Origin of the sequence: Pusillimonas sp. T2, from assembly GCF_002236805.1 — a bacterium.
Taxonomy (GTDB): domain Bacteria; phylum Pseudomonadota; class Gammaproteobacteria; order Burkholderiales; family Burkholderiaceae_B; genus Neopusillimonas.
The window spans coordinates 194711-208204 of sequence record NZ_NIQA01000004.1; the positions used below are offsets into that span (position 1 = coordinate 194711).

General features: G+C 58.1%; 14 protein-coding genes. 3 read left to right on the forward strand and 11 right to left on the reverse strand.

Annotation, left to right across the window (positions count from 1 at the left end; all coding sequences use genetic code 11):
- Positions 1-34: 34 nt before the first annotated feature.
- Genes hutG through PuT2_RS09125 form a run of 9 tightly spaced genes read right to left on the reverse strand, consistent with a single transcriptional unit; the run spans position 35 to position 9172 of the window.
- Positions 35-841, reverse strand: coding sequence for an N-formylglutamate deformylase (gene hutG, locus PuT2_RS09085; RefSeq protein ID WP_093970720.1), 807 nt, complete (start codon positions 839-841; stop codon positions 35-37).
- A 24-nt stretch (positions 842-865) separates the two neighbouring features.
- Positions 866-2248, reverse strand: coding sequence for a formimidoylglutamate deiminase (locus tag PuT2_RS09090; protein ID WP_093970721.1), 1383 nt, complete (start codon positions 2246-2248; stop codon positions 866-868).
- A gap of 46 nt (positions 2249-2294) precedes the next feature.
- Complete coding sequence (locus PuT2_RS09095; RefSeq protein ID WP_093970722.1) at positions 2295-2906, reverse strand: HutD family protein; 612 nt, start codon at positions 2904-2906, stop codon at positions 2295-2297.
- Between the two features lie 42 nt (positions 2907-2948).
- Positions 2949-4664, reverse strand: a complete 1716-nt coding sequence (gene hutU / locus PuT2_RS09100) for a urocanate hydratase (RefSeq protein WP_093970723.1) — start codon at positions 4662-4664, stop codon at positions 2949-2951.
- A 57-nt stretch (positions 4665-4721) separates the two neighbouring features.
- Entirely contained in the window at positions 4722-5426 is a 705-nt protein-coding gene (locus PuT2_RS09105) for an ABC transporter ATP-binding protein (protein ID WP_093970724.1), read from the reverse strand.
- Positions 5419-6216, reverse strand: coding sequence for an ABC transporter ATP-binding protein (locus PuT2_RS09110; protein ID WP_093970725.1), 798 nt, complete (start codon positions 6214-6216; stop codon positions 5419-5421). Before PuT2_RS09110 ends, PuT2_RS09105 begins: the two co-directional genes overlap by 8 nt.
- The gene (locus PuT2_RS09115) at positions 6213-7076 is read right to left on the reverse strand and encodes a branched-chain amino acid ABC transporter permease (protein WP_254046985.1); all 864 of its coding nucleotides are present in this window, start codon (positions 7074-7076) and stop codon (positions 6213-6215) included. The genes PuT2_RS09110 and PuT2_RS09115 overlap by 4 nt, the downstream gene beginning before the upstream one ends.
- Positions 7077-7087: 11 nt before the next feature.
- Positions 7088-7951, reverse strand: coding sequence for a branched-chain amino acid ABC transporter permease (locus PuT2_RS09120; protein WP_093970726.1), 864 nt, complete (start codon positions 7949-7951; stop codon positions 7088-7090).
- Positions 7952-8011: 60 nt separating this feature from the next.
- Positions 8012-9172 carry an ABC transporter substrate-binding protein gene (locus PuT2_RS09125; protein ID WP_093970727.1) on the reverse strand — a complete coding sequence of 387 codons (1161 nt, stop codon included), beginning with the start codon at positions 9170-9172 and terminating at the stop codon, positions 8012-8014.
- A 163-nt stretch (positions 9173-9335) separates the two neighbouring features.
- Between PuT2_RS09125 and hutC the strand changes: the two genes are divergently transcribed.
- A complete protein-coding gene (gene hutC / locus PuT2_RS09130; protein ID WP_093970728.1) occupies positions 9336-10040 on the forward strand; it encodes a histidine utilization repressor in 705 nt (234 codons plus the stop codon).
- Positions 10041-10109: 69 nt separating this feature from the next.
- On the opposite strand, the gene PuT2_RS09135 is transcribed toward hutC, so the two are convergent.
- Together PuT2_RS09135 and PuT2_RS09140 are read right to left on the reverse strand one after the other, a co-directional pair.
- Positions 10110-10724 (reverse strand): ATP-binding cassette domain-containing protein, encoded by a 615-nt coding sequence (locus PuT2_RS09135; protein WP_093970836.1) that lies wholly within the window; start codon positions 10722-10724, stop codon positions 10110-10112.
- Between the two features lie 13 nt (positions 10725-10737).
- The gene (locus PuT2_RS09140) at positions 10738-11244 is read right to left on the reverse strand and encodes a nucleoside 2-deoxyribosyltransferase (protein WP_093970729.1); all 507 of its coding nucleotides are present in this window, start codon (positions 11242-11244) and stop codon (positions 10738-10740) included.
- A gap of 149 nt (positions 11245-11393) precedes the next feature.
- Here PuT2_RS09140 and PuT2_RS09145 point away from each other — a divergent pair, with 149 nt between their 5' ends.
- On the forward strand, positions 11394-12068 hold the full coding sequence (locus PuT2_RS09145) for an ankyrin repeat domain-containing protein (protein WP_093970730.1): 675 nt from the start codon (positions 11394-11396) through the stop codon (positions 12066-12068).
- Positions 12069-12079: 11 nt separating this feature from the next.
- On the forward strand, positions 12080-13291 hold the full coding sequence (locus tag PuT2_RS09150; RefSeq protein ID WP_370318039.1) for a cyanate transporter: 1212 nt from the start codon (positions 12080-12082) through the stop codon (positions 13289-13291).
- Positions 13292-13494: the final 203 nt, after the last annotated feature.

Below are 13494 nucleotides of genomic sequence, written 5' to 3' on the forward strand. Positions count from 1 at the left end.
TGCTGCGCCCGAACGGTGCGATAGCGTGGAAAAACTAGCCTTGTTGCTTTGCCCAGGTCAGCATTTGCGACAAGAATGCGTGTAATGTCGGCCGAACCTGATTGGCCAGTGTTTCGTCGAACCCATAGGGGTAAGCTTCTTGCATGTAGGTGGCTTCGGAAAGCTCAAGCTGTATGGCGTGGATATTTTCTTGGGGCCTGCCGTAGTTTCGGGTAATGTAGCCCCCCTTGAAACGGCCGTTGACGGCCACGGTGTAGCCCGAGCCATCGGCAATGGTCTTAACCTGTGCCAAAAGCCCGGGGTCGCAAGAGGCGCCGTTGGCCGTACCAATATTCAGGTCGGGCAGTTTGCCTTCAAAAAATCGGGGTACTACCGAACAGATCGAATGTGCATCCCAGAGTAGGGCAACGCCGTGTGTTGCTTTCAGCTGGCTGAGCGTTTGAGACAACTGGTTGTGATACGGCGTCCAGTAAGAGGTCACCCGTCGTTGGATTTCGGCCGCATCGGGTTGCGCATCATTGCCATAGATGGGGTTGCGATGGAAAGTGTCGACCGGGCACAAGCCTGTCGTATCCTGGCCGGGGTACAGGTTTTCGTCATCTTTAGGGCGGTTAAGGTCGACGACATAACGCGAATGTGTCGCCACCAGCACCGAGGCGCCCAGGGCGACTAAGAAATCGTATAGTTGTTCAAGGTGCCAGTCGGTATCTGGCAGACGCAGCGCTTCGGGCGTCATGCCGGCCTTGATGTCGTCGGGGATATGCACGCCAACGTGCGGCATGGAGACCAGCAAAGGCGTCGTGCCCTGATGAAATTTGAAGGCGCGGACTGTATTGCTCATGATGAATTCCAGATAAAAAAGACCTTAAGCGGTCAATAGAATTGACAGCGTTTTGCGATAGCGATCGGTTACGGCCGCTTGCTGTACATGGGCGCCTTGGCGAACGCGCCATTGGCCCGCCGTCATGACATCGGTGATCAGGCCGTTACCGTGCCGGGCAAACACAAAGCTGTCTAATAACGCATTGCCTTTTTTGCAGCTCAGGTCGGGGTGGCCGGCGTCAAGCACAAGGGCGTCGGCCTGCTGGCCAACGGCCAAGCCGGCTACCGGTCGCGCCGCGGCACGGGCGCCGCCTTTCAGCGCTTCGGTAAACAAGTGGTGTCCCACCGAGCCATCAGCGCCGGCGGCCAACACGTTTCGTTGTCTGTGCAGCAGCCGTTGCGAATACTCATAAGATCGCAGCTCTTCGGCGACATCAACCATGATGTTGCTGTCAGATCCTATCCCCCAGACACCGTTTGCGTTTTTGTAGGTAATGCCGTTAAAGATACCGTCGCCCAGGTTGGCCTCGGTCGACGGGCAAAGGCCAACCACGGCGCCGCTGCGAGCGACTGCTGTAGTTTCTGCATCTGTCATGTGGGTGGCGTGCACTAGGCACCAGCGCGAATCGACATTGAAGTGGTTGAGCAGCCATTGCACTGGGCGCTGGCCGTAGTGCGCCATACAGTCATCGACCTCTTTGGTTTGCTCGGCAATATGGATGTGAATGGGCGCATCGGGGTTGAAGGTGGCCAGGCCATCGAGTAGTTCTTGCAACGATGTCTGAGACACGGCACGCAACGAATGCGGCGCTATCCCGTATCGCAGTCCCGAATGTTGAGGGTGCTGGCGTTGCAGCGCGGTCAACGTGTTCAGCATCCAATCGGGCGAATTCAGAAAGCGGGCTTGGCCGTTTGATGGCGGAGCGTTGCCGAACCCTCCGTACTGATACATGACCGGCAGCAGCGTTAAGCCCATGCCGGTTGCCTCGGCGGCTTCCACCAGACATTGCGCCAGCAGGGTTTGATCACTATAGGGCAGTCCGCCGATATCGTGATGAATGTAATGGAACTCGCAAACCGACGTGTACCCGGCTTGCAGCATTTCGACATACAGCTGACTGGCTACGGCCTTGAGCAGATCGGGGTCGAGCTTTTGTGCAAAGGCATACATCAGGGTGCGCCAGCTCCAGAAGCTGTCTTGTGAGGCCGACCTGTATTCGGTCAACCCGGCCATGGCGCGCTGAAAAGCGTGGGAATGAAGATTGGGCATGCCGGGCAGCAGTACGTCGACAACGGGCCACGCCGGCTGGGGTTGCGCGCTGTCGGGCAACACGGCGGTCAGCAGACCCTCGGCATTCCATTCCAGGGTGACGTTGTTAGCCCAACCCTGGGGTAATAAAGCAGTTTTAGCGAATAGACCATTCATAAGGTCACGTCTCGTATGCGGCAGTGTTGATGGGTGTCGGCGTGGTTTAGGCAGTGCCGGAGGGCGGTTGGCTTGCTTGTATGCAGGCCACCAGTATCAGCCCGTCGGGCTGTGTGGGGCTGGCACGCACATGCGTTGCCTGGTCGGGTAAAGGCACATAATCGAATGTGCTCAGTGTGATCGTGTCGGTGGTTGCGTCGGCACGCTCGACAAGAAGCTGCCAAGCGCCTTTCAGGCAGAAGACCCGATACGTTGTACCTGGTGCGCAAGGCCAGGCCGACGCTGCTGATTCGGCCTGAATGCGCCCTGCCGCTTGGCCACGGCGCAGCATCAGGTTCAGGTCTTGCACCGGCCCGTTCTGCAGCGTGGCATGCAGCGGACGTTCGCCCGCAAAAGGGTAGGGTACGCCGTATTCAAGGGTTTGCCGTTCGCCATCGTTAAAGTTCAGGTTGACGCCCGACCCCTTAACTAGGGTAATGATGCGATCGACGCCGTCGAACGCCGAAAAGTCACCCGCTTGCCCGATGTCGGCCAAGCTGATGCGCCAGACAAAATTATCGAAACCCGCCCCTGACGGGAAGGTTTCGATTTCGCGCGTTTGGCCCTGGCCATTTCGCCAGGGCACGGGGGGCAACTGAAGAACATTAAGAACGCTCATGGCTGACCTTGATGGGGGGTCTGCATGCTTGAACACCCACGATTATTTGATCATGGGCAGTTTAAGACCGTGTTTCTTGGCGCACGCAATCGCGGCTACGTAACCGGCGTCAGCATGGCGCATAACACCCGAACCGCAGTCGTTGATCAGCACGCGGGCCAGGCGTTTCTCTGCCGCGTCGGAACCATCGGCCACAATGACCATCCCGGCATGCTGCGAATACCCCATGCCGACGCCACCCCCGTGGTGCAACGAAACCCAGCTCGCGCCTCCCGCAGTGTTCAGCAGGGCATTGAGCAGGGGCCAATCAGATACCGCATCGGTACCGTCGCGCATGCTTTCGGTTTCTCGGTTGGGGCTGGCCACCGAGCCGGTGTCCAGATGGTCGCGACCGATGACGATAGGTGCTTTCAGCTCGCCCTTGCGTACCATTTCGTTGAAGGCCAGACCCGCCAGGTTGCGTTCGCCCAGGCCCAGCCAGCAAATGCGCGAGGGCAGCCCCTGGAACGCGATGCGCTCTTTGGCCATGTCGAGCCAGCGGCCGACCGCTTTGTTTTCCGGGAACAGTTCTTTAATTTTGGCGTCGGTCTTGTAGATGTCTTCAGGGTCGCCAGACAAGGCTACCCAGCGGAAGGGACCTTTGCCATCGCAGAACAGGGGGCGGATATACGCCGGAACGAAGCCGGGGAAGTCGAATGCATTTTTTACCCCAGCGTCGAACGCGACTTGGCGGATGTTGTTGCCGTAGTCGACCGTAGGAATGCCCATGGCGTGGAAATCGAGCATCGCCTGGACATGGTCAGCGCAGGACAATGTGGCTTGCTTGACCAGTTCGGGGTGCTGCGCGGCGTCTTTCTGGGCGGCTTTCCATTGCTCGACTGTCCAGCCTTTGGGCAAGTAGCCATTGATAAGATCGTGGGCCGAGGTTTGGTCGGTGACCAGGTCGGGGCGGATGCCCCCGGCTTTGGCGCGGCGAACCAGTTCGGGCAAAATTTCGGCCGCGTTGCCTAGCAGTGCGATAGAAATGGCTTCTTTGCGCTCGGTATGGTGTTTGATCAAGGCCAGCGCATCGTCTAGATCTTTGGCTTGCTTGTCGACATAGCGCGTACGCAAACGAAAGTCGATGCTGCTTTGCTGGCATTCAATGTTTAGCGACACCGCGCCGGCCAGTGTAGCCGCCAGCGGCTGTGCGCCGCCCATACCGCCCAGGCCCGCCGTCAGAATCCAGCGTCCGGCCCAGTCGCCGTTAAAGTGCTGGCGCCCGGCCTCGACAAAGGTTTCGTAAGTGCCCTGAACAATGCCTTGGCTGCCAATGTAAATCCAGCTGCCGGCGGTCATTTGGCCGTACATGAACAGGCCTTTGCGGTCCAGCTCGTTAAAGTGTTCCCAGGTGGCCCACTTGGGCACCAGGTTCGAGTTGGCGATCAGCACCCGTGGTGCGTCGGGGTGGGTTTTAAATACGCCGACCGGTTTTCCTGATTGCACCAGCAGCGACTCATCGTCTTCAAGGTCGCGCAGCGAAGCCAGAATCTGGTCATAGCACTCCCAGTTGCGGGCCGCGCGGCCAATGCCGCCGTACACGACCAGGTGCGTCGGGTTCTCTGCCACCTCGGCGTCCAGGTTGTTCTGGATCATGCGATAGGCGGCTTCGGTGACCCAGCTTTTGCAGGTTTTTTCGCTGCCGCGGGGGGCGCGGATGACGCGGCTGGGGTCAATGCGGGGATCGGCGAGGGGGTGGTTGTCTTTTGGGTTGTTCATGATGGCATTCCTTCAGAAACAGGCATAACAGCAGTTGTTGTGGTGTTGGGCCTAGCGTTAGTGCAGGCCCAGATAAGCAGCGACCAGGTCGGGGTCTTGGGCAGCGACTTGGGCGCTGCCCTGCCAGACCGTACGCCCAGACTCGAGCACGCAGATGTCGTCTGCAATTTTCAGGACACGGTCAGTGTTTTGTTCGACCAGCAAAATCGCCATGCCTTTGCCCTTCAGGGCGTCGAGTGCGTGGTAGCAAAGGTCAATAACTTTAGGCATTAGACCCAGCGAAAGCTCGTCGATGAGAATGACTTTCGGTCGGGTCATCAGCGCGCGCCCGATGGCGAGCATTTGTTGCTCGCCGCCTGACAGGTTGCCCGCCAACGACGTTAGCCGTTCGCCCAATCGGGGAAATAGCGACAGTACGAAGTCGCGGTCTTCGGCAAAATCGCTTTTGGGGCGGATCAGCCCGCCAACCCGCAGGTTGTCTTCAACGCTGAGGTCTTTGAACAAGCGCCGCCCTTCGGGCGAAATAGCCAACCCGCGCCGGACGCGTTCGTAGGCCGGCAGTTGGCTGATGTCTTCGTCGTTGAAAACAATACGACCACCGTTAAGTTGGACGTGGCCGGCCAGGCACATGAGCGTGGATGACTTACCGGCGCCGTTGGCACCCAGTAAGCCGGTGATCGTGCCGGGGCGCAGCGACAACGATATGCCGTGTACGGCTTCGAAGGCGCCGTAGCCACAAGAAAGATCTTTGATATCAAGCATGGGCGTCTCCGGTTTCGGTATCGCTGGCTTCGGTACTTTCGGCCCCAAGGTAGGCCGCCCGTACGTTGGGCTGGGCCATGACTTCGCGCGGCGCACCACTGGCGATTTTTCGACCGTTGTCGAGCACGACCAGGCGCTGGCAGATACGCATGACTTCGCTCAGGTTGTGTTCGATAAGAATGATGGTGACGCCTTGCTGATTGACCTCGGCAATGGTGTCGGCCAGGGTACGCGCCTCTTTTGAGTTCAGCCCGGCCAGCGGTTCGTCGAGCAGCAAAAGTTCGGGGTCGAGCGCCAGCGCACGCGCCATTTCCATGCGCTTGAGCACGCCTAAGGGCTGGATGCCCGGCATTTGGTCAGCCAGGTGCGCGATGCCCACGCGTTCGAGCATGGTTAGGGCACGAGTGCGTTCGGCCTGGGCTGACACATGCAGCAGGGCTTTAAGGGGTGATTGCGTGTAGCGGCTGCCGGCCGCCAGTGCGACGTTGTCGAGGATGGAAATTTCGCGAAATGGCCGGACCAGTTGTTGCGACAGCGACAGGCCTTTGCGGATGCGCTGATGAACCGGCAAGTTGCTGATATCTTTGCCATTGAGGACGACGCGACCAGCAACGGGCTTCACCACGCCAGTGATGCTGCGCATAGCGGTGGTCTTACCTGCCCCGTTGGGGCCGATCAGGCCGAGAAGTTCGCCGCGCTCTGCCGTGAACGACACGTTGTCGACGGCGACCAGCCCGCCAAATTGGACGGTTACCCCGGACACTTCAAGCAAATGCGTGTGCTGCGTCATGTGGCACCCCCTGTGACGGGCTTATTGAACCGGCGCCACACAGCGCGAACGATACCTGCCACGCCGTTGGGCGAAAAACGCATCATCAGGAATAACAGCCCGCCGTAGACCAGCAGTTTGTAGTCGCCAATGACCTGGAACCAGGCAGGTAGCGCAGATAACACCGCAGCACCGAAAATGACGCCGGGTACCGAGCCGATGCCCCCGAATACGACCATGGACAGCACGGTGACTGATTCGATAAAGCCGAAGCTATCGGGGCCAATGTAATTGAAGTGCTGCGCATACAAGCCGCCCGACAACCCGGCCAGCGCGGTGCCCATGGCAAAGGCGGCCAGCTTGTAGCGAGGCACGTCGATGCTGAGTACGCGCATGGTGTCTTCGTCTTCGGCAATGCCGTTGAACACTCGGCCCATCCAGGATTTTTTAATGTACAGGCAAAAGGCGGCAACCAGCGCGGCCAGGACGACGGCAAAAACCATGAATTCGGGCTTGCTGAAGCCCGACGATGGGAAGCCCGACAGGCCCATTTCACCACCCAGCCAGTCTTGCTGACGCACAATGCCCACAAACAAGAAGACGACGCCCATGGTGGTAATGGCCAGGAAGTCGTGTCGCACACGAAGGCTGGCCAGCCCGACGATAGCGCCGACTAAGCCCGCCAGCAACATGGCGACGGGCAAGGTCAGCAGGAAAGGCACACCGGCATTGCACAGCATGACCGAGGTGTACGCCCCGATGCCCAGAAACGCCGAGTGCCCTAAGCTGATTTGCCCGCAAAAGCCGGTAATGAGGTTAAGCGACAGCGCAAACAAGACGCTGATGGCCATGGAGGTAATAAGGGATATTTCGTAAGCCATGATCTGTCTCCTTAGCGCTTGGCAAACAGCCCCTGGGGCCGGATCATGAGAACCAGAATCAGGAAGGCGAAGGCGATGGCGTCACGGTCGACGAACTGGCTGAGGTAGATGGCGCCGAAGGCTTCGGTTACCCCAAGCACCAGGGCGGCCAGCAGGGTGCCGCGTACCGACCCCATGCCGCCCAGCACAATAATGGCCAGACCTTTGTACGAAGGCACGCTGCCCATGGTGGGCTCGACCAGATTATTGAGCATGCCCATCCAGACGCCCGCAAAGCCGGCCAATGCCGAACCGACGAAGAAGTTCAGGTCGCGTACTGTGCGCAGACGGATGCCGAACGATTCGGCCATTTGCGGATCGGTGACGGTGGCTTGGCAGGCAATGCCAATGCGGGTCTTGACCTGCAGGTAGCCCAACACGGCAATAATGGCAACCGTACTGAGTGTGGCCAGGATTTCGGCCTGCGAAAACTGTAAGCCGCCGAACAGGGGGATATGTTCTTGCAAGGGTTGAACCGCATACGACAGCCCCATGGCGCCGAACAAAATGCGGAAACCTTCTTCGAAGGCGATGTACAAGCCGATGGAGGCGATGAGGGCCACATAGGGCGGCTGTTTAAGAATGGGTTCGTAGCACAGGCGGTACATGGCGACACCGACCAGGCCGGCCAGCAACATGGCGGCTACAAAAGCCAGCGGCAAGCTGCCGGTGCTGTTATAGACCAGCACACTGACGTAGCCGCCTAATGTGAATAAGGCGGCGTGGGCAACGTGCAGGATGCGCAACAGTCCGTAGACCAGCGTTAGCCCCAGGGCGATGAGTGCATACAGACTGCCTTGCACCAGGCCTTGGGCAACGAGCTCGACAAAGAGCATGTTGACTCCAGATTCAGGAAGGGAAAAGAGGCCCCACCGAGGCGGGCGGGGCCGACGGGCTTACTTGCTGTCTTTGGTGGGGGCAGCCAGCAAGACAGGGTCGTGAATGACGGAGTGGCGTGCCCAGTAACCATTTTTGATGGTCTGGACCTGGACGTCTTTGTTGACTTCGTGCAGGTCGTTGAACTCGAGCTTGCCGATAGGCATTTCGTATGAGCCACTGGCGATTGCGTCGCGCAGTTCTGCACCGCCTTTACCGCCTGTTTTTTTCAGCCCTTCGATCAGGATGGACATGGCGCTGTAAGTAGAGGCGGCCACCATATCGGCCCCGAAACCCGCTTTGGCGCGGAAGTCTTTCAAGAAGGCTTGTGTGACGGGTGATGCCGATTCGCGATCGAGCGAGGTGGTGACCAACGTGCCTTCTGCAGCAGGGCCGGCGATTTCAATGAACTTGTCGCTGTCGTAGCCTTCTTGGCCAATGATGGGAGCCGTGATGCCGGCGGCGCGCATTTGAGACACCAGCGGGCCTGCGTTGAAGAAATAGCCGGATGCGTAGATGACTTCGGGGTTATCGCTTTTTACCTTGGCGATAAGCGGGCCAAACTGGCGGTCTTTGATACCGTATTCGTATTCGTTGACGATGTTGAGATCGAACTTTGGTGCGGCGTCTTTGAAGCCGTTGGCCAGTGCCTGACCGAAGTCGTTTTTAAGGGTGACCAGAACAACGCGTTTTTTGCCGAGGTTGTCGACCAGTTTTGCGCCGGCGCGGCCCTGGACCTCGCCCATGGAGGACACGCGGAACATGTAGTCGCCGGTGCGGGTGACGCTGGGGTCGATGGAGTAGGCGACCACATACGGTACTTTGGCGTTTTGGAAGATGCTGGCTGCTGCGCGTGTCGAGGCTGAATATGAGCCCGAGACGGCGCCTACAACCTCGTCTTTTTCCGTCAGTTTGGTGGCAGCCGGAATGGCGTCTTTGGGTGAGGCCTGGTCGTCGTAAACGATGAGATCTATTTTTTCGCCATTGATACCGCCGCTTGCGTTGGCTTTTTCAACGGCCAACTGTGCGCCGGTAAGGGCAGAGTTACCGTCGGCTGCGGCAAAGCCGGTAAGCGGTACGTTAATGCCGATTTTGATATCGGCCAGCGCCGAGGTGGTGCCGAAAGCAGCGCATACGGCCAGGGCGAGTGAAAACTTGCGGGTAAGCGAATAGCGTTTCATGTTGTCTCCTTGGTTATGAAAATAAGTGTTTCGCTACACTTTTTTTTCTATCATAATTTGTCTATACAACTTTGCAAAGCCTATTTGCAAAAAAAATTTTCCGGGTGAAAATCCCGATCTTTTATTTATGCAGTGCCTGCCCGTCGGGGAATGGAGCGAACGTATGTCTGAACAGGAAGTCCCGCTTTATCAACGGATTAAGGACTATCTGTTGACTGAAATACAGGCGGGCAAGTGGCGCGAGGGGGAGGTCATCCCGCCAGAAGTTTCGTTGGCGCGCCAATTTGGTGTGTCGCGCATGACGGTGAATCGGGCAGTGCGAGAGCTGACGACCGAAAATATTTTGAAGCGTATTCAAGGGTCGGGCACCTATGTGGCGCACCGCAAGTATCAGGCCACCCTGGTGGCTATCAAAAACATTGCCGACGAAGTGCGCAGTCGAGCTCATCGGCACAGCAGTCAAGTGTTGTTACTTGAAAGTGCACCTGCGTCCGAGGCGCAGACGGTGCAGTTCGAGGTGCAGCCGGGTCACCTCTTATTTCATTCCATCATTGTTCATTTCGATAACCAGACGCCCATCCAGTACGAAGATCGTTGGGTCAACGCTGCGGTTGCCCCCGACTATATGACACTGGATTTTTCGGTCTCTACGCCGAATGAGCATTTGATGCGCGTGGCGCCCTTGCAAGGCGTGCGCTATTGCATCGAGGCGGTCAACGCACCCGCTGATATTGCCGCTCATTTGCATGTGCCGGAACATGAGGCATGTTTGGTTCTGTACCGAACGACGTTGGCGCTGGACCAGGTCGCTTCGGTGGCGACGATGTGGTACCCAGGTAGCCGCTATCAGTTCGAGGGCCGGCTGTAGTCAGGTTTACGAGGTGGCAGGGGCTTGTGTTGGGCAGCCGTGCCGCCCGTTGCCGCTTGTTTCTGAAATTTAGTCTGGTGCCGAAATATTCAACGGCGTAGCACCGCATTCCTGCACCAGCTTGGCATCGTGGCTGGCAAACAGCACCACACGATCGCGACCCCAGGTTTTGAAAACGTCGGCCAGTACGGCACAGGAGGCCGAGTCCAGTCCGCTGCTCGGGCCATCGGCAACCACCACGGTCGGGTTGCCCAACGCTGCAGCGGTCAAGTAAACCTTGCGGCGCATCCCCGTCGACATTTGTTCAAAACGTTTGTCCAGGTGCTCTGTCAGTTCAAACCGCGACGCAAGCTCAATCACACTGTCGTCGATCGCTACATTTTTTTCCGCGGCGACACGCTCCAGCAGTGCCCGTCCGGTCATGTCCGGAAACTGCAGGCAATCGTCGGGGATGTAGGCCAGGCGCAGTTTTGCTTCGCGCGGTGCTTTTTTTAACGAATGCCCGTCAACCCAGACGTCGCCCGAGCTGGGCGCCATCGCACCCGCAATAATAGCCAGCAAGCTGGTCTTTCCTGTGCTTTCTTCTTCGCACAGGGCCACGCAGCCCGGTTCGAAGCTACGGTTCAGCCCCTCGAATACAAGGTGATCGTCATAGCGTTTGGTTAGGTTTTCGATGCGTAACATGTGAGTCATTTGCTTAATTTCGTTTATCGCTCGGGCCCAGTAAATGCTTTGCCATGGCCGAAATGGCCGCTTCTACCGTCGGGCTATAGCCTTGCCATTGACAGGCCAGCATCAGGTTTCGGGGCAGGCTGAAGTCTTCGACCAGCCAACCCTGAGTGCAATGCCCTTGATCATCGTGGGCGACTTGCTGTCGCAGGTCGCCCGCCCACGGGAAATACGCCCAGACGGGTTTACCCAAAGCCACGGCAACGCCCACTTCAAACACTGTGCCGGAATCGGGTTCGGCGCCTCGAAACGGTTCGAGGTTGGCGACAACCCCGTCTGCCTGCGCGATCATGCGCATATTGGCTTGTGCAATGGCCGATGCAGTTTGCTGCGGTGTCGCCGCTGGCGCAATCTCGTTATCCAGCGGGTACAGGCCGATCAGACCTTGTTGTTGGCAAAGGGCTTGTAAATGTTTGCCCCAGACGTGGCTATCGGGGCGAAACACATCAGGGCCGGCCAGATATACTTTTTTCACAATGGGTGTTCTGTTGGGTTGAGTGTGTTAATAGTGTGTTGCTGCAGTCTTTGGGTGCCCTTGCTTTTGCAGCAGGCGCTGACCATTTTAGGCCAGTATCGGGCGCGTGTAGGTGCTAAGCTTGCAGCGTAAAACGTGAGGTTTAAAAAATGAATTGTCGTCAAATTTTTGCGGGTTGTCTTATTGCAATCTTGGCCATCGCGCCGGGTCTATCGGCGGGCGCTGACGCGGCGGGTAATACGCCGTTGCATGTTGCAGCGGCTAAAAATGACATTGTCAGCCTTAAACAGCTGTTGGCCGATGGCGTCAGTGTCGACGCCCGCAATGACAACGGCGAGACTGCGCTTTTGGTGGCGACTCACGCCAACCTGGTCGACGCGGCTGCCGCATTGATTAATGCCGGAGCCGACGTCAACGCCAAAGACCGCATCAACGACAGCCCCTATCTTTATGCTGGCGCCCGCGGGCATCTCGACATTCTGAAGATGGCCTTGTCGCATGGTGCCGACTTAAAAAGCACCAATCGTTACGGCGGTACGGCACTTATTCCGGCGGCCGAACGTGGCCATGTCGATACGGTACGCACTTTGATCGAGGCGGGCGTAGACGTAGACCATGTTAATCGGCTGGGGTGGACTGCGCTTCTAGAGGCAATCATTCTTGGCGCTGGCGGCGAGCCGCACCAGCAAATTGTGGCGCTTCTGATCAACGCCGGGGCCGATGTCAATCTTGCCGATGACAAAGGTGTTACGCCGCTGCAGCACGCGCGTTCACGTGGCTATAAAGAGATCGAAAGCATGCTGAAAGCTGCCGGAGCCCGTTGAGCGTGTCCAGTATCCATAACGCTCAACCAGCACCGTCAGCGTCAACGGCTGTCCTTTTGGCTGCAGTTGTTCTTATCGGTCTTAACTTGCGGCCCTTCATCACGGGGGTAGGGCCTCTGGCCGCCGATATCAGCCAGGCCACCGGCCTCGATTTAAAAGGCATTTCGCTGCTTACCCTGGTACCCATGCTGCTGATGGGTGTCTTTGCATTTGCCGGCCCTGTGCTGCAAGCGCGTATCGGCGGGCGTCTTTCCATGGTGATCGCCCTAGTGTTGCTTGTGGCCGGTTCGTTCTTGCGTTTGTTTACCACCAATGGCTGGCAGTTGATCGGTACGGCGGCTTTACTTGGCCTCGGTGCCGCAGTTGTGCAGGCCGTACTTCCTGGGGTTATTAAACGTCAATTGCCACAGCGTGTCGGCATGGTAATGGGGCTGTATTCTGCCATGTTGATGGGCGGCGGTGCGTTGGGGGCGCAAGTATCGCCCTGGGTGGCTACAGCTACTGGCAATTGGCATGTCGGACTCGCCTGGATGGCATTGCCGGCGGCCGTAGCGCTGTTGCTTGTAGCTCGCTACTTACCTCGCGATGTTCCCGTTTTTCCGGCCCGTCTGTCATTGTCCGCCTATCTTCGCCGGCCCCGCGTCTGGCTGCTGATGGTTTGTTTTGGGCTGGTCAACGGGGGATACTCAACGGCGGTAGCGTGGCTGGCGCCTTTCTACCGAGAATTTGGATGGAGCGCCTCTGCCAGTGGCAGTTTGCTGGCGTATATGTCGGTTTGCCAGGCAGTAACGGCCCTAACGCTACCTATACTCGCTCGAAAAGGAAAAGATCGTCGGCCCTGGTTGGCGCTGGTGCTGGCCATGCAGGCGATTGGCTTTGCAGGGCTGGCCTTTTGGCCATTGGCGGCGCCACTGATCTGGTCCATGCTGCTGGGGGCCGGTCTGGGCGGATGTTTTGCCTTGTCGCTTATTGTGGCGCTCGATCACCTGCCCGATCCCACTCAAGCTGGCACGCTGTCGGCTTTGATGCAAGGCGGCGGCTTTCTTATTGCCGCTATGCCGCCCTGGATTGTCGCAGCGCTGCACGAGTCCACTGGCGGCTTCGGCGCCGGCTGGGCAATGCATCTGGGTTGCGTCGTTGTAGTGGCCGCGTTGTATTGGCAAGTATCGCCCGCAAGTTATGCCCGAAGTATGAATATGGCGGGCAAGGGCGCGGCTGTTTGAGTGGGCGTTTTCGACCCATTGGGTCGAGCCCACGAGTTCCGCGCTCGCCACGGGCAAGGTCTGGACGCTGGGAAGCCCCTTAGGGCCATGCGATGCGTGGCAAGACCTGTCTTGCAAAGGTCCCGCCTCAATACTCAGAAAAACCCGCGCCCAACAAAAGCCCACAAAGAAAAAGGGCCTTCCCGAAGGAAGGCCCTTTTAAA